The following is a 14,686-nucleotide window of genomic DNA, read 5'->3' on the forward strand; positions in this document are numbered from 1 at the left end:
GACAAGCAATGAAATTAAGATACACCTATACGCTGCTTACCTTAATAATAGCATTATACTTTGTTCCTGCACAAGCGCAAACAAAGAAACATGCAAAAAAGGCAACAGTAAAAACCGCCAAAGCCAAAACACCGGCCAAGGCGCCTGCAAAAAAAGCCGCAACAAAAACTACCGTCAAAAAAACCGATGCCGGTGCAAAAAAACTGGGCGATGTAGTTAGCAAAGCCAGCCAGGATACCACCAAAAAAGGCGGTGCCAACAGTAACAACCCGGCAAACGGCGGCAGTTTATCAGAAGAGATTGTGGTAACTACTGCTTACAAACCAGTATTGGCCGATGCGGTAAAAATTCGCCGCAACCCCGATCTGGAAGATAAAGTGCCTTTTAAAGCGCCTTTAGCTTATACCCCGCTGGATAAAAAACTTGATCAGGATTCAGAAATCAAACGTCTTGATGCTCAAAAACGGCCTGCTGAGCAGGACTCGGTATTGCTTAACAACTATGTTAAAGCAGGCGTGGGCAGCATGAAAACCTTGTTTGGCGAAGCCTATTTTGGTAACGGCCGCGACCAGGCCTTGCAGGTTGGAGGTTTCCTGAAACACCTTTCGCAATCGGGCTCATGGGATAAGCAAACCGAAAGTAAAGACGAAGTTGGCGTGTTCATCAAAAGCATCAATTCAGAGAATACCATCAGCGGCCGCATTAATTACAAACGCCGTGGTGTTTATTTTTACGGTCACCCGGATTCAATCCCTTTAACCTTTACCCCGCAAAAGCAATATTTTAATGATATCAGCGGCGAGGTTGAGCTGGCCAAAAACTTTAAGGATGTTGAAAACGACTTTACCTATTCGGTAAAATTAAATGGATATTCATTCGGCAATGCCTATAAAGCCCGCGAAAGTAATATTGTGCTTTCGGGTTTTGTAAACCAAACCATTAAACAGTTTTATACCGGCCTGGGGGCTTCGGTTGATCTGGCCAACCCTAAAGACAGCGCTTATAACTTAAATAACAGTATACTGCGGTTAAACCCATATATTAAATTCCAGGGTACCAACTATAAAATTGATGCGGGCGTAACCATTGCTAAAGAATTTGGCGACTATGACCGGTTTTTTGTTTTCCCGGCTGCAAAACTGGAATACCAGGTAATACCCAAATATGTACGCCTTTTTGTTGAAGCTAAAGGTGATGTAAACAGGGCATCTATACGCGATTTTGCAAATGTAAACCCATACATCAATCAAAATATAAAGCTTCAAAACTCCGTTGATCAGCTGGATATCAGCGCCGGCCTAAAAGGCACATTGGCACCTGGGCTTAGCTTTAAAGCAGCTGTATTCCGCAACAGCGTAAAAGATATGGCCTTATTTGTAAGCACTCAAACTGCCCAGGGTTATAAATTTGATGTAATATATGATAAAGGCCGGTCACGCGTAAGCGGTTTTAATGGCGAGCTCGATTTTAAAGCAACCGAAGATGTAAACATTTTTGGCCGCGTGGAGTTTAAGGATTATAAAATGGCAACAGAAGCGCAAGCCTGGAACCTGCCTAAGTTTTTGTTAACAGCGGGTACAGCCATTCATATTAACAATAAAGTAAGCATCACCGGTTCATTATTGATAAGAGGAACTGCCTATGACAGGCCGTTTGGCATTGTGCCGGGTCCGTTAGGAACGCCGTCGCCGAATACAAGCCTGTTAACCAAGAACCGCGAAATTGCTTCATTTGCTGATTTGAATGGTGGTGTTGAATACCGCGTTACACCGGTTATTACGGTATTTGCGCAAGCAAATAACATTTTAAACTCGGGTTATCAAAACTGGGTATACTATCCTAACTACGGATTTAATATCTTTGGCGGCGTTGGTTTCTCGTTTTAAGATTATTGAATTACCATAAAACCGTATTTTAACAAATGGATATAGCCAATTACTTAAGTGAACTACTGGGCCAGCACGGCGAAATAAGTGTGCCGGGCCTTGGCTATTTTGTACATGTGCGTGTGGGTGCCTGGTATAACGATGCCGAGCGTAAATTCTATCCACCCGGTTATAAAATCCAGTTTGATCCGCAAACCATTGATGGTGATGATACTTTAACAAAATACATTGCCGAAAAGAAAAAAATCTCGCTGGCATCATCTAAATACTTTACCGATAAATACATCAGCGCCCTAAAACAAGAGGCCGCTTTGCAGGAAGTACCATTTGCCGATCTGGGTTGGTTTTTTATGGATAAAGGCAGAATTGCCTTTAAATCAAAGATAAGCAATACCGATAGCGCCTCTTTTTTTGGGTACGCGCCTGTCAGCATAAAAAAGTTAAACCAGCCTGCCGCGCCGGAAGTAACTGCTCAAACAGCCGCTCCTGCGCCAGAGCCAGTTGATACGCCAGTACAGGCAACAACTGCAATACCATCACCTGAGCCTTTGCCGCTGCCACCACCAGTAAGGAATATCGAATTTACTGAAACTGTTAATCAACCTGAAGAATATGTGGATGAAGAACCAGAGGCAAGGCGCGGTATAAGCCTATGGGCTATTATATTAATAGTGGTAATCATTTTGGCCAGCGCCGCATTAACTGTTTACAAATTTAAACCACAGTGGCTGCATCTGAACAAAGGCCAGGAAACGCAGCTGCCAACGGAGCCGAAAGCTACACCTGTTACAAAAGGCGATACTGACACTGTAAAAAAAGTGGCACAACCTGCCGATACGATCAAAAAGGCAATTTTAAAGCCCGATTCTGCGTTAAAGACTGCAAGCGCCGCTGTCCCGCCTGCAGATTCATCAACGGGTCCTGTTTTTGCCGTCATCCTTGGGGCGTTTAAAACCGTTAAAAAAGCTCAGCTTGAAGCAGATATTTACCAGAAAAAAGGAGTTGATGCCCGCGTTTACAGTGGCCCAGGTACCGGCAAGCTTATTAAGGTTGTAACAGGTAGCTTTGCGACTTATGATGAAGCAAAAACACAAAAAGACCGACTGGTAAAAGAAAAGAAAATAGAAACAACATCGTATCCATATCAACTCGTTAAACATCAGAAATGACATTATTATTAATACAGGCAGTAACAGATACAGCAAAGCACTTAGTAGATACCGCTAACCATGCAGCCACCCAATTAGCACCCGCAGAAGATTTACGTTTTGGCGACCTGCTGATAAAAGGGGGCTGGGTAATGATACCTATTGGCATCCTGGCCGTACTGGGGCTTGTTATATTTTTTGAACGCTATTTTACCATCCGCAAGGCATCCCGCAATGAGTCGAACCTGATGATACAGGTACGGTCAAGCATCCATTCGGGCAACCTGGAATCGGCCATCGCTATTTGCCGTAACAGCAATACGCCTTTGGGCCGAATGCTTCAAAAAGGCTTATTGCGTATTGGCCGCCCTATAAAAGATATTGAAGGCGCTATAGAAAACATTGGTAAGCTGGAGGTATCCAAACTCGAAAAAAATATTGGAATTTTAGGTATCGTAGCCGGTATTGCGCCGATGTTTGGTTTCCTGGGTACTATTGCCGGGGTAATCAAAATTTTTTACGATATTTCTAAAACAGATAACATCAGTATGGGCGTTATATCTGGCGGTTTATATGTAAAAATGGTAACATCCGCCGCCGGCTTATTTGTGGGTATTGTGGCCTACGTGTGCTACCATATTTTAAATATGATGGTGGATAAAGTGATCCTGAAACTGGAAACTGATGCCATTGAATTTATTGACCTGTTAGAGGAGCCAAGCAAATGAATTTAAGAAAAAGACATAAAAGTGCATCTGCCGAGGTACATACATCGGCAATGAACGATATCATGTTCTTCCTGCTTTTGTTTTTCCTCATCGCTTCTACGGTAACCAACCCAAACGTGGTTAAGCTGGTATTGCCAAAATCATCAAGCGGGCAGTCTATCTCCAAAAAAACAATCAACGTAGCTATTACTAAAGATCTGGTATACACCGTTGACAAAAAGGTAGTACCGGTAGATAAACTCATGGACGAGCTATCAACCTACAAAGCGATGGCTAAAGAATTAACCATTGTTTTATCGGTAGATAAAACCGTAGCCATACAGGATGTGGTACAGGTATTGGATATAGCACAAAAATTAAACATAAAACTGGTTTTAGCAACGGAACCGAAGGGATAGTATCAAGTAGTAAGTATCAAGTATTAAGATTTATTGGCCTAAAATTGTTTGCAGCTGTCTTGACACTTGATACTTGATACTTGATACCAACTACTACTTGATACTAAAATGGAATACAGGGAAGAGCAAAATAACTATCCAAAGGCGTTTTTAGCAACAGGCATTATCATGACCTTGCTGATAGCGGCATGTTATTTTATCGTGTTTCAAAACCCACCAAAACAAGAGGAAGGTACAGGCGGTATCCTGGTGAATTATGGCACCACTGATGAAGGTATGGGTAATGATTATATGAGCACCGAAGAACCTTCGGTTGCCGAGAAGGCCAACCATACCAAGCCCGACAAGGTTACCCCTGCCCCACCATCGGAGGACAAACCAACTCCGCAGGCCAGCGAAAAAACTGTTGTTACCCAAAATACCGAAGATGCGCCCGAAGTGGCCGCCCCAACAAAAAAACCAACAACTGCAGTAGCTACACCACAACCTACTAAAGCGGTTGCAAAGCCTGTTGTTAACCAAAACGCCCTTTACAAAGGCAAGGCCACAACCGGCACCGGCCAGGGCGATGGTACGGGCAATAAACCCGGCAACCAGGGCAAACCGGAAGGCAGTACTTTAACCAATAATTATAACGGAACAGGGTCTGGCAACGGCGGCAACCTTAACATGGATCAGCGCAATTTTGTAAGCAGGCCCACCGTTAGTGGCGACAACAGGCAAACGGGCAAAATTGTTGTCGACCTGCGCGTTGACAAAGACGGAAACGTAATTTATGTTCACGGTGGCGCCCGCGGCACTACCATATCCGACCAGGCACTGATTGAAAAATGCGAAAACGCTGTCAGAAACTCCAAGCTCAATCCCCTCGATTCGGCACCCGACACGCAGCCAGGCACTGTCGTTTTTGTGTTTAAGGTAAATTAATCTTTTAGTTCATGGATCATAGTTGATGGTTCATGGCAACACTTAGCTTCAAATTTTACATTATCGGGCATTTAATTTAGCTGTTCAATACTACATTTGCGCTATAGTTAGTAGTTCACCCTTCATCACCATGAACTATGAACCATGAACCATGAACTACAACGAGACCATCCAATACCTATACACCCAACTCCCCATGTTTACGCGCGATGGGGCTTCGGCTTATAAAGCTAACCTTGATAATACCATCGAACTTTGTAAGCGCCTGGATACCCCCCAGCATAAATTTAAAAGCGTGCATGTTGGCGGCACCAACGGCAAAGGTTCTACATCGCACATGCTGGCGGCTGTATTGCAAACGGCCGGTTACAAAACAGGCTTGTACACGTCTCCCCACTTAAAAGATTTTCGCGAACGTATCCGCATTAACGGGCAAATGATCAGTGAGCAAACGGTGATTGATTTTGTTGAAGATCACCTTAAAGATTTTGATGAAATCCGTCCCTCATTCTTTGAAATGACCGTTGGCCTTGCTTTTGATGCTTTTGCAAAAGAGAAAGTAGATATAGCCATCATTGAAGTTGGCCTGGGCGGGCGATTGGATTCGACTAATATCATCAACCCACTGCTTTCCATTATCACTAACATCGGCTGGGACCACATGAATATCCTGGGGAATACTTTACAACTGATAGCCGGCGAAAAAGCGGGCATCATTAAGCCCGGCGTCCCGGTTATTATTGGCGAAAACCAGTCGGAAACGGCGCAGGTATTTGTTGAAAAGGCGACAAAAGAACATACCACCCTTTTATTTGCATCAGACACGTGGGAAATTCAAAATTCAAAAGTCAAAAGTCAAAAAGAAGGTTTGCTTGAATTAATAGCGACCAACCACTCACCACTCACTACTCACCACTCACCACTCGCCATCCAGCTCGATCTTACCGGCTCATATCAGCTCAAAAATGTAAAGACTGTGTTAACAGCTATTGACGAACTACGTATTCAAGGTTTCAATATTAGTGATGATGATATCCGCACAGGCTTATCGCAGGTAAAAACCCTTACCGGCTTACATGGCCGCTGGGAAACATTAACTGAAAAGCCCCTGACCATTTGCGATACTGGCCACAATCCCGATGGTATACAGGAGGTTTTAAAAAACATTGCGTCCGTTAATTACAAATACCTCCATTTTGTAATTGGTATGGTGAATGATAAGGATATCACCAAGATTTTAAGCATGCTCCCAAAAGATGCTACCTACTATTTTTGCAAACCCGATATACCAAGGGGATTGGAACCTGAAAGCTTAAGGCTGAAGGCTGAAAGCATTGGCTTACAGGGCGAAGTTTACCCGTCAGTAAAAGAGGCAGTGCTGGCCGCTCAAAATAATGCGGGTAACAACGACCTTGTTTTTGTGGGAGGTAGTACTTTTGTGGTGGCAGAAGTGGTCTGATCAGAATTTGCAGAATTTGAGAATTTACAGAATGTAAAAACTCGCCGAAGTCCCCGAGCCTGTCAGGCTGAGTGGTAAAATTCGACGAAACGCTGAAGGAGGAATGACATCGTAAAAAAGGGCTGTCATGGTGAGCTTGTCGAACCATAGCGGGCAAAGGCCTCTCCGCGCGGCCCTTCGACAGGCTCAGGGTGACAGGCCTGCGCACTTCAAAAATTCAACATGTCATGGGTAACCTGTCGAAGCATAGCAGGCTTATAATGATAGTCCTCTTTTCAACGTCATTCCCACTTCCAGAATTTCACGAAATTTTTCAACTTAAGATGACAGTTTAATCTTGCCTGACTGTTGCGCTTTTGTTTCGCTTTTCATTTTATGGCAATTCTTAATTTGTTGATTATTAGATAAATGACAAATTTGTCTGTTTCACTTGTTGCGCAACACAACAGCTTAAAGCAGAAATGATTCTGATAATTCTTAAATCCTGTAAATTCTGATTCCCACAAAATATTCTGATTAAAATTCTATTTTTACTCCCGATACAATCCATCTCCATCCATACCTTTTATTAATATGACATACCTACCATCTGCAGACAGATACAAAAAAATGCAATACCGTCGCTGTGGCAATAGCGGCATTAAATTACCGGCCATTTCGCTGGGTTTGTGGCACAATTTCGGGCACGTTGATGTTACCGAAAACTACCGCAAAATTTTACACCTTGCTTTTGATAGCGGCATTACCCATTTTGATTTGGCCAACAACTATGGCCCCCCTCCGGGTTCGGCCGAAGAGAATTTTGGCCGCATTTTAAAAGAAGATTTCCGCGGTTATCGCGATGAGATGATCATCAGCAGCAAAGCCGGTTATACGATGTGGGATGGCCCTTATGGCGATTGGGGTTCAAAAAAATATTTGGTTGCCAGCCTTGACCAAAGCCTTAAACGTATGGACCTGGATTATGTAGATATATTTTACCACCACCGTCCGGATCCTGAAACACCGTTGGAAGAAACCATGGCGGCGCTTGACCTCATCGTTCGCCAGGGAAAAGCTTTATATGCAGGTATTTCCAACTACCCTGCCGATGTTGCCGCAAAAGCCATTAAAATATTAAAAGAGCTGGGTACGCCATGCCTTATTCACCAGCCAAAATATTCCATGTTTGAGCGTTGGGTTGAAGGTGGCTTAATGGATGTGCTGGGTAATGAGGGTGTGGGCTGTATACCGTTTTCGCCACTGGCACAGGGTATGTTAACCAACAAATATTTACACGGCATCCCCGAAGATTCACGGGCTGCAAAATCAACCGGCTTTTTACAGGCTTCGCAATTAACGGAAGAACGCCTGAGCCAGATAAAAAAACTTAACGATCTTGCACTACAACGCGGCCAAACACTGGCACAAATGGCATTGGCATGGTTGCTGAAAGATAACCGTGTTACATCGGTACTTATTGGCGCAAGCCGCGCCGAACAACTGGCCGACTCATTAAAGGCGCTGGACAATATTGTTTTTTCGACCGATGAACTGGCGCAGATAGAAACGATATTGGGGTAATTAATATCAACGTCATTGCGAGGTACGAAGCAATCTCTTTAGGACGATTATCGAACTTTGCACCCGCCATTTGCATATCGGGGATTGCTTCGTACCTCGCAATGACGTTTTTTTATTTTTTGTTTAAACAACTCCTTTAAGTTTTTTTTAAACCTTTTTCCTATGATTAACTGGGGTATAATTGGTTGCGGCGACGTGACCGAACTTAAAAGCGGGCCTGCCTTTAAAAAAGTGGCCGATAGCGATCTGATAGCCGTTATGCGGCGCGATGCTGCAAAAGCAGCCGACTATGCCAGCCGCCACCTGGTAGGCAAATGGTATAGCGATGCCGATAAAATGATGGCCGAAGCCGGCGTCAATTCTATTTATATTGCTACCCCGCCGTCATCACACCTGGAGTACGCTTTATCTGCCTTAGAAAAAGGTTTTAATGTATATGTGGAGAAACCGGTTACCCGCAATGCCGATGAAGCCAGGGCCATGGCTGCGGCCGTAAAAGAGAGCAATGCAAAACTCACTGTAGCGCATTACCGCAGGGCAGTCCCTATGTTTTTAATGGTGAAGGATTTGCTGGACAAACAAAAAATTGGAGAGGTGCGCACGGTTCAAATCCGGATGTGGCAAAGCCGCAAGCCAAAACTGATTGCCGAAAGCGAAACCAACTGGCGGGTATTACCCGAATTTTCGGGCGGCGGTTATTTTCATGACCTGGCCCCGCACCAGCTCGACCTGATGCTATATTATTTTGGCGAACCGGAAAAATACCACGGCTTCTCGCTCAACCAATCCGCTTCAACACCGGCTGATGATCATGTTTGCGGCGAAATCCTGTTTAAAAACAACGTGGTTGTTAATGGCTCCTGGTGCTTTAGCGTAGCCGAAAGTTTGACCACCGATAGCTGCGAAATCATCGGCACAAAAGGGAAAATAACTTTCCCATTTTTTGGCAATTATGTGAATTGGAAAACAGATACCGAAGATGAAACTATAACGTTTAAACATCCGCAACACATCCAGCAGCCGATGATTGAAAAAATTGTGGCTTACTTTAAAAACGAAGGCCCCAACCCCTGCTCAATTGAAGAGGCTATTGTTTTAATGGATATTATGGATTCATTTACTAAAACTAAATGAGCAATAAATCCTTTATAAGGAAGTTTGAGCATAAGTACCCCGCTCAATTTATTTAACACTGCATTAAAATATGAAACAAATTCTGTCGCTGATTATAGTTATTACAGCTTTTACACTTACAGCAACCGCACAAAAATATGATGTGCCTATGCATTACGAACTGCAAACCGATGCCGACTTTGATATGTATGAGCAACAGGTAATAAACACTGCCGACTGGCTGCAACAAACCGGGTGGAAAGATAAACGCGAAAAACGGCAGGCAGCGCGCTTATTTATTTTAGCCTGGGTGCAGGGTAGTCGCAGCGTTTCGTTGTCAATCAACAAATCCATAAATGATCTTAGCGATCTTAATCCCGAACTGTTGTTTACCTACACTTCGCAATACGCCAAATTTGCATTGCAGCATAAAACCGATTTTGACAAAAACACGGCCAACCTGGTAGCGCTAAGGGCGGTATTATCCAAATACAGCATGGAAGAATCACACAAAAAGGATGATGATGTGGAAAAACTGATAGAGATTAATAAAGAAGGCAACCTGGCCAGCTGGATAGCTACCGATTTTAAGTAGATATTTAAAACAATTATAATAACAAAGCCATCGCTTTTGACAGTTGATGGCTTTGTTGTTTTTAAATATCAGCTATTCTTTTCAGGCACCTTTGCGCCTTCTTTACGTGCTTCTGATAAACCAATAGCTACAGCCTGTTTCTTGCTGGTCACTTTTTTACCGCTGCCGCTTTTAAGCTTCCCCTCTTTCATTTCGTGCATAGTTTTCTCAACTTTTTCACCTGCCTTTTCTGAATACTTTGCCATAATATTTAGTTTTAAGTAGATATTTTAACCAAAGCAAAATAGAGGCCAATTTTAACAGGGAGTTGGCTGTTTGCAATTTTTAGCCGATTTTTGGTTGTAAGCGATAGCCATACAGGCAGGCCGAATAATAAGAGCAATTAGCCTACCCTAAATGATAGTCTTTCTGAATATTCAATGATTAAATTTAAACGTGCCGACCATTTCCAGATTGTCGTTCCGCCCGAAAGGCTGGAGGAGGCGAGGATTTTTTATACCGTTATTATTGGCCTTGAGCCCATTGAGCGGCCCAGGTTCAGATCGAAAGGTTATTGGTTTAACATTGCCAATATTCAGCTGCATTTAAGTACAGAGGAAGCCATGCCCCGCACATCAAGGCATAACGCGTTTGAAATAAGCGACATTGCCGCGGCACGCCGGCATTTACAAAACCATGGGGTGGAATTTATGGAAGAACCGGTGATTCCGCGCCGGGAACGGTTTTCTTTTATAGACCCGTTTGGGAACAGGATAGAATTATTGGAGATGCTTAAATAATATTATTATGAGCCACAGTTTCAGACAGGCCAAATTTGATTTCACACTGATCATGTTTGCCTTTATATTTAGCATCATTATTCCAGCCGGAATTTGCTGGTTAACTTACAAATGGTTGAAGGGTAAAAACCATCCTGTAATGGCAATTATAATACCGGTTATAGAGTTTTTTACCATACTGTGGATCTATTACACCATAATTCAAACCATTAACCTATAACGCCAACTCAATATTGGGGTCCCAATACACGGTTTTAAAATCCTGCACCTGGTCGTCAGTTACTTTTACGCCTTCGCTTTCCAGCATCTCCTGCATGGTATTACCCCCGAAATGAAACTTGGCGGTAAGCAATCCCTGCCTGTTTACAACCCGGTGTGCCGGCACCGGCGGATTGACCCTGCCTGCCGCCTGCATAGCATACCCAACCATGCGCGATGATCCCTTGGTACCCAAATAAGACGCTATAGCGCCGTATGAAGTTACTCTGCCTTTAGGTATAAGCCTTGCAACCTGATATACTTTATCAAAGAAATTTATATCGTCCATTTTAAAAGCTTAGGGCCGGATGCTTAAGGCTAAAAGCTTTAAGTACCTGGTATTATTATTGACAGATTTTGGCTTTCAAGGCTTTAGGCCTTCCGCTTTTAGCCTTTAGCCTTCATGTGTTACTCAAACGAAAACTTAAGATAATTAATGTTCTTGTTATCCTTCAAATATTTTTTTTCGTAATAGGTTTTTATCGATAGCACATCATCGGCATAAGGCGAATGATAAAGATCTTCGGTGCGGATGTGTAGTTTTAATTTCAGCTCTTCAATCTTTTCGGCCGTGTAAGCATACAGGCCATCGTTATCGGTTTTAAGGTTAACGCAGCCGGATGGTTTCAGGATCCTGATATATTTATCTAAAAACCGCGGAGAGGTTAACCGTTTTTTCTCGCGGCTTAGTTGCGGCTGCGGGTCGGGAAAGGTAATCCATATTTCGTCTACTTCGCCATCGGCAAAATAATCCAGCAGGTTTTCTATCTGAATGCGTAAGAAAGCAACATTCGGAACGCCATCTTCAATAGCCGTTTTGGCGCCACGCCAAATGCGGTTGCCTTTATAATCAATACCAATAAAATTTTTATCAGGAAAAAGCCGGGCCAGGTTTACCGTGTATTCGCCTTTGCCGCAGGCAAGCTCTAAAACTACCGGGTTATCGTTCTTAAAAAAAACTTTGCTCCACTCCCCTTTGAAAGGTTTGCCTGCATCCAATTGTAATACATTGCTAAAGGTGTCAACCTCTGCAAATCGCTTTAACTTATCTTTTCCCACTTTATAAAATAAAGTGCAAAAATAACTTTTTCTGCTAATTGAGCAGGCTGACGTTTAAATTAGCTTTAAACTACCGGGCCGGCAGCTGGCTTTTTATAAGGCTCGGGCTTATAATCGTCCTTGCTTTTCTTTTTAGTGAATTTTTCAAAAAGGCCTTTTATCGTACCCCAAACGCCCGAAACCGAATCCTCGTTAACATAATTGGATGCTTTTTGCGATACCAGCCCTACCAACGTTTTAATTAAAAAATTAGAATTTTTAAACAGCGTTTTGTTTAAGGCAAGCGGAATAACAAACCTTGATATCAGGTTTACAATATCCGGATGAAAAAGGCCGGGACTACGGACACCATCGCTATCAACCGAACGCGGAAATAACGACATAACCGATGAAAATATGGCAGAAGGGCTGCTTACCCTTGCCCGTAAAGCCGTGCTTTGCTGGCTCTCGAGTGTTTTAAGCCTAAATATTTCATCCTGCAAATCGTTTATACTTCTTATCTGGTAGCTCATGATGTTTACCTTTTAAATATTTTTTGAATAAAAATATTGGCCAGTGGTTTTTCTATGCGGCTTTTATTCAACTTAATAATGATGGCGATAATTAAATAAATAAGAGCAACGCATCCAAAGCCCATCCAGTTGGAATGCAGTACATCGGCCAGGTAAAACGCTAAGGTCAGGCTGGCGAATATAAAGAACAGCACCATCCCTATTACCACAACAACATCGGTGATAACGCTTGCTAAAATGGAAGTGCCATTTTCAATAGCCTCATATTTTAAAAGCTTAAACCGTGTTTCGGCGTATTCCCTTAACTGATCAATAATTGGTGGTAATGGTGGTGGTGTTTCTTTTTCGGCTTCCATAGGTTGTTTGTTTACTAATTTTATAATCCCGGATAATTCAATAACATGAATTACCCGGGCTATTTAAAATTATGCATGCTCCAAATCGTCCTGGTACTCTTCTTCGGCACCACGGATTTTTGATTTAATGTTTCCAACCACTTTGTCTTTTAGGCCAACCAGGTTGTCAATTTCGGCCGCGGCGGTTTCTTTAATCGAATCGCCAAGGTTTTTTAACGATTCTGTAAGCTTATCGCGAGTTTCATCACCTTTATCGGGTGCAAATAAAATGCCTAAAGCCGCCCCTGCTGCCAAGCCCGCAAGCAACGCAACAACTACTTTTGTGTTATCATTCATTGTAATATAAATTTAAAGTTGAACATTTGATTCATTAATACTAATACCTTGCCAAATATCACCAATTGTGTTATTTGTATGCTAATTGTGTGTAAATAGTTTTTTTGTCAGTTATTTTTTGGCTGTGTGTTTACAAAACTATTCAATGCCTGTCAGCTTTCGGCTGCTGTGTTAATCCGTTCCAGCCTGTCGGCAGCCATGCGATTAGTTTCATATATTTCCAGCAATAATAAAAAGTAAGATAACAAAAGCGGGCCAAAAACCAGGCCTAATATTCCAAAAAGCGGCAGCCCTATAAACACGCCGATGATGGATATAATGGGGTGCGTATTGGCCACCCGCTTGTTGATAATCATCCTTAGAAAATTGTCAACGTTGCCTATAAATAATAAGCCATAAGCCAGTAATGCAACGCCTTGCCAATTATGTCCCTGTGCAAATAACAAAATACTTGCCGGTATACATAACGTAGGTGCCCCTACTACCGGCAAAAATGAAATAAATATGGCTATAACCCCCCAAAAAACCGGGTCGGGAATGCCGAATATTAAAAATCCGTTGGCCAGCAAGGCACCCTGGGTAACAGCTATGATTCCTTGTCCTAAAACGTTAGAATAGGTAGAATCGCGTAGGGCAGCTGCAAATTTTAGTGCGTGCTGTTCTCTGAACGGTGCGTATTTTAACAAACCTGCTTCAAAGTCGCGCATTTGCGTAAGCATAAAATACAAAATAAAGTACAAAACCAGCAAGGTAACTATAATGCTTGCAGCACTGCTTAATATAGACGGAAACAGGCTGGTGCCAAATGAGCCTAATTTTTGTAGCGTTTCTTCGGCAAAATGTGGCTGATTAAGGTTAGCAGCAGCAAAAGCATCAACTTTTGTAGTCCATTGTTCAATAGGCAAGTCTTTAAGGTTAATACCCGATATTTTCCCTACCACCATAATGCTCAGGATAAGAAAGGGTATAACAATAATAATTAATGATGTAAAAATAATGATAAGCGCCACCAATGATTTTGGCCATTCGCGCTTCTCGGCCAGGTTGACATAAATCGGCCTGAAGATAACATACAATACAACGGCACCAAGTATACTGCTGAATAAGCCACTAAGCGCATATAGCAAAAAGCATCCCAGTACTATGATGCTTGCCAGAATAATGTTATTGCGTTGTTTGTAGTTAAAAATTGACATTGGTGATAAGAATCAAGATATCAGATCCAAGAATCAAGAAAGAAAATCGCAAACTGTTGCCTTGATTCCTGACTCATGGTTCTTGATCCTATCCTTAAAATTGAGACAAAAAAAACGCTAAAAAGTTTCAGCGTTTTTAAAAAGAATATTGGCAATCTACTTACTCTGCATCACTTAACAGGTCGTTTATCTTTTTGGCACTTGTGTCAATCATTTCTATAAAAAATAAACCCTCGTCGTTTATATCCGGCAATTCGTACTTTAATTGTTCCAATGCCAGGTGCACGTTTGAAAGCTGGTTTCTTATATCGTGCTTCAGCTTGCGCAACTGGTCACCTTCTCCGTCCTTTTCCTGTTCCTGCAAATCCATCGT

At 42.6% G+C, this 14,686-nt stretch carries 19 protein-coding genes; 11 read left to right on the plus strand and 8 right to left on the minus strand.

The features are described 5' to 3' along the window. Positions 1-8: 8 nt before the first annotated feature. The 9 genes from AC1RM2_RS07920 (at position 9) to AC1RM2_RS07960 (ending at position 9,817) form a co-directional block, all read left to right on the plus strand. A complete protein-coding gene (locus AC1RM2_RS07920) occupies positions 9-1,886 on the plus strand; it encodes a porin family protein (protein ID WP_492984467.1) in 1,878 nt (625 codons plus the stop codon). Positions 1,887-1,921: 35 nt separating this feature from the next. Continuing rightward, positions 1,922-3,055 carry an HU domain-containing protein gene (locus tag AC1RM2_RS07925; protein ID WP_492984469.1) on the plus strand — a complete coding sequence of 378 codons (1,134 nt, stop codon included), beginning with the start codon at positions 1,922-1,924 and terminating at the stop codon, positions 3,053-3,055. After that, the gene (locus tag AC1RM2_RS07930) at positions 3,052-3,762 is read left to right on the plus strand and encodes a MotA/TolQ/ExbB proton channel family protein (protein ID WP_147052889.1); all 711 of its coding nucleotides are present in this window, start codon (positions 3,052-3,054) and stop codon (positions 3,760-3,762) included. Before AC1RM2_RS07925 ends, AC1RM2_RS07930 begins: the two co-directional genes overlap by 4 nt. Continuing rightward, a complete protein-coding gene (locus AC1RM2_RS07935) occupies positions 3,759-4,160 on the plus strand; it encodes an ExbD/TolR family protein (protein WP_477355799.1) in 402 nt (133 codons plus the stop codon). The genes AC1RM2_RS07930 and AC1RM2_RS07935 overlap by 4 nt, the downstream gene beginning before the upstream one ends. 108 nt (positions 4,161-4,268) lie before the next feature. Continuing rightward, positions 4,269-5,087 (plus strand): energy transducer TonB, encoded by an 819-nt coding sequence (locus tag AC1RM2_RS07940; protein WP_492984470.1) that lies wholly within the window; start codon positions 4,269-4,271, stop codon positions 5,085-5,087. Positions 5,088-5,238: 151 nt separating this feature from the next. Continuing rightward, positions 5,239-6,546: a bifunctional folylpolyglutamate synthase/dihydrofolate synthase gene (locus AC1RM2_RS07945; protein ID WP_492984471.1), complete on the plus strand. Its 1,308-nt coding sequence runs from the start codon at positions 5,239-5,241 to the stop codon at positions 6,544-6,546. A gap of 573 nt (positions 6,547-7,119) precedes the next feature. Continuing rightward, entirely contained in the window at positions 7,120-8,109 is a 990-nt protein-coding gene (mgrA, locus tag AC1RM2_RS07950; protein WP_492984473.1) for an L-glyceraldehyde 3-phosphate reductase, read from the plus strand. 162 nt (positions 8,110-8,271) lie between these two features. Continuing rightward, entirely contained in the window at positions 8,272-9,243 is a 972-nt protein-coding gene (locus tag AC1RM2_RS07955; RefSeq protein WP_492984474.1) for a Gfo/Idh/MocA family protein, read from the plus strand. 70 nt (positions 9,244-9,313) lie between these two features. Beyond that, positions 9,314-9,817, plus strand: a complete 504-nt coding sequence (locus AC1RM2_RS07960) for a hypothetical protein (RefSeq protein ID WP_492984476.1) — start codon at positions 9,314-9,316, stop codon at positions 9,815-9,817. A 68-nt stretch (positions 9,818-9,885) separates the two neighbouring features. Here the strand turns inward: AC1RM2_RS07960 and AC1RM2_RS07965 are convergent, their stop codons facing one another. Then, on the minus strand, positions 9,886-10,062 hold the full coding sequence (locus tag AC1RM2_RS07965; protein WP_492984477.1) for a DUF6496 domain-containing protein: 177 nt from the start codon (positions 10,060-10,062) through the stop codon (positions 9,886-9,888). A gap of 174 nt (positions 10,063-10,236) precedes the next feature. Here AC1RM2_RS07965 and AC1RM2_RS07970 point away from each other — a divergent pair, with 174 nt between their 5' ends. Further along, positions 10,237-10,596 carry a VOC family protein gene (locus AC1RM2_RS07970; RefSeq protein WP_492984478.1) on the plus strand — a complete coding sequence of 120 codons (360 nt, stop codon included), beginning with the start codon at positions 10,237-10,239 and terminating at the stop codon, positions 10,594-10,596. 7 nt (positions 10,597-10,603) lie between these two features. Continuing rightward, positions 10,604-10,816: a hypothetical protein gene (locus AC1RM2_RS07975; protein WP_492984479.1), complete on the plus strand. Its 213-nt coding sequence runs from the start codon at positions 10,604-10,606 to the stop codon at positions 10,814-10,816. Here AC1RM2_RS07975 and AC1RM2_RS07980 read toward each other — a convergent pair. The 7 genes from AC1RM2_RS07980 to AC1RM2_RS08010 all read right to left on the minus strand — a co-directional run bounded on the left by AC1RM2_RS07980 (position 10,811) and on the right by AC1RM2_RS08010 (position 14,683). Beyond that, on the minus strand, positions 10,811-11,143 hold the full coding sequence (locus AC1RM2_RS07980) for an MGMT family protein (protein ID WP_492984480.1): 333 nt from the start codon (positions 11,141-11,143) through the stop codon (positions 10,811-10,813). The genes AC1RM2_RS07975 and AC1RM2_RS07980 overlap by 6 nt on opposite strands. A gap of 119 nt (positions 11,144-11,262) precedes the next feature. Next, the gene (gene trmB / locus AC1RM2_RS07985) at positions 11,263-11,913 is read right to left on the minus strand and encodes a tRNA (guanosine(46)-N7)-methyltransferase TrmB (RefSeq protein ID WP_492984482.1); all 651 of its coding nucleotides are present in this window, start codon (positions 11,911-11,913) and stop codon (positions 11,263-11,265) included. A gap of 65 nt (positions 11,914-11,978) precedes the next feature. Then, the gene (locus tag AC1RM2_RS07990; protein ID WP_492984483.1) at positions 11,979-12,425 is read right to left on the minus strand and encodes a hypothetical protein; all 447 of its coding nucleotides are present in this window, start codon (positions 12,423-12,425) and stop codon (positions 11,979-11,981) included. 5 nt (positions 12,426-12,430) lie between these two features. Next, positions 12,431-12,781: a phage holin family protein gene (locus tag AC1RM2_RS07995; RefSeq protein WP_477355763.1), complete on the minus strand. Its 351-nt coding sequence runs from the start codon at positions 12,779-12,781 to the stop codon at positions 12,431-12,433. A 69-nt stretch (positions 12,782-12,850) separates the two neighbouring features. After that, entirely contained in the window at positions 12,851-13,117 is a 267-nt protein-coding gene (locus tag AC1RM2_RS08000; RefSeq protein ID WP_090643549.1) for a YtxH domain-containing protein, read from the minus strand. A gap of 152 nt (positions 13,118-13,269) precedes the next feature. Further along, positions 13,270-14,313: an AI-2E family transporter gene (locus AC1RM2_RS08005; RefSeq protein WP_492984484.1), complete on the minus strand. Its 1,044-nt coding sequence runs from the start codon at positions 14,311-14,313 to the stop codon at positions 13,270-13,272. Between the two features lie 160 nt (positions 14,314-14,473). After that, positions 14,474-14,683, minus strand: a complete 210-nt coding sequence (locus AC1RM2_RS08010) for a hypothetical protein (RefSeq protein WP_492984485.1) — start codon at positions 14,681-14,683, stop codon at positions 14,474-14,476. Positions 14,684-14,686 lie beyond the last annotated feature (3 nt).

The sequence above is a fragment of the Mucilaginibacter sp. GW822-FHT03E02 genome (assembly GCF_058801545.1).

What these genes read in the sequence shown, in the direction of transcription:
- AC1RM2_RS07920 (WP_492984467.1), top strand. Translation starts at nt 9, where the DNA reads ATGAAATTAAGATACACCTATACGCTGCTTACCTTAATAATAGCATTA.
- AC1RM2_RS07925 (WP_492984469.1), top strand. Translation starts at nt 1,922, where the DNA reads ATGGATATAGCCAATTACTTAAGTGAACTACTGGGCCAGCACGGCGAA.
- AC1RM2_RS07930 (WP_147052889.1), top strand. Translation starts at nt 3,052, where the DNA reads ATGACATTATTATTAATACAGGCAGTAACAGATACAGCAAAGCACTTA.
- AC1RM2_RS07935 (WP_477355799.1), top strand. Translation starts at nt 3,759, where the DNA reads ATGAATTTAAGAAAAAGACATAAAAGTGCATCTGCCGAGGTACATACA.
- AC1RM2_RS07940 (WP_492984470.1), top strand. Translation starts at nt 4,269, where the DNA reads ATGGAATACAGGGAAGAGCAAAATAACTATCCAAAGGCGTTTTTAGCA.
- AC1RM2_RS07945 (WP_492984471.1), top strand. Translation starts at nt 5,239, where the DNA reads ATGAACTACAACGAGACCATCCAATACCTATACACCCAACTCCCCATG.
- mgrA (WP_492984473.1), top strand. Translation starts at nt 7,120, where the DNA reads ATGACATACCTACCATCTGCAGACAGATACAAAAAAATGCAATACCGT.
- AC1RM2_RS07955 (WP_492984474.1), top strand. Translation starts at nt 8,272, where the DNA reads ATGATTAACTGGGGTATAATTGGTTGCGGCGACGTGACCGAACTTAAA.
- AC1RM2_RS07960 (WP_492984476.1), top strand. Translation starts at nt 9,314, where the DNA reads ATGAAACAAATTCTGTCGCTGATTATAGTTATTACAGCTTTTACACTT.
- AC1RM2_RS07965 (WP_492984477.1), bottom strand. Translation starts at nt 10,062, where the DNA reads ATGGCAAAGTATTCAGAAAAGGCAGGTGAAAAAGTTGAGAAAACTATG.
- AC1RM2_RS07970 (WP_492984478.1), top strand. Translation starts at nt 10,237, where the DNA reads ATGATTAAATTTAAACGTGCCGACCATTTCCAGATTGTCGTTCCGCCC.
- AC1RM2_RS07975 (WP_492984479.1), top strand. Translation starts at nt 10,604, where the DNA reads ATGAGCCACAGTTTCAGACAGGCCAAATTTGATTTCACACTGATCATG.
- AC1RM2_RS07980 (WP_492984480.1), bottom strand. Translation starts at nt 11,143, where the DNA reads ATGGACGATATAAATTTCTTTGATAAAGTATATCAGGTTGCAAGGCTT.
- AC1RM2_RS07990 (WP_492984483.1), bottom strand. Translation starts at nt 12,425, where the DNA reads ATGAGCTACCAGATAAGAAGTATAAACGATTTGCAGGATGAAATATTT.
- AC1RM2_RS07995 (WP_477355763.1), bottom strand. Translation starts at nt 12,781, where the DNA reads ATGGAAGCCGAAAAAGAAACACCACCACCATTACCACCAATTATTGAT.
- AC1RM2_RS08000 (WP_090643549.1), bottom strand. Translation starts at nt 13,117, where the DNA reads ATGAATGATAACACAAAAGTAGTTGTTGCGTTGCTTGCGGGCTTGGCA.
- AC1RM2_RS08005 (WP_492984484.1), bottom strand. Translation starts at nt 14,313, where the DNA reads ATGTCAATTTTTAACTACAAACAACGCAATAACATTATTCTGGCAAGC.
- AC1RM2_RS08010 (WP_492984485.1), bottom strand. Translation starts at nt 14,683, where the DNA reads ATGGATTTGCAGGAACAGGAAAAGGACGGAGAAGGTGACCAGTTGCGC.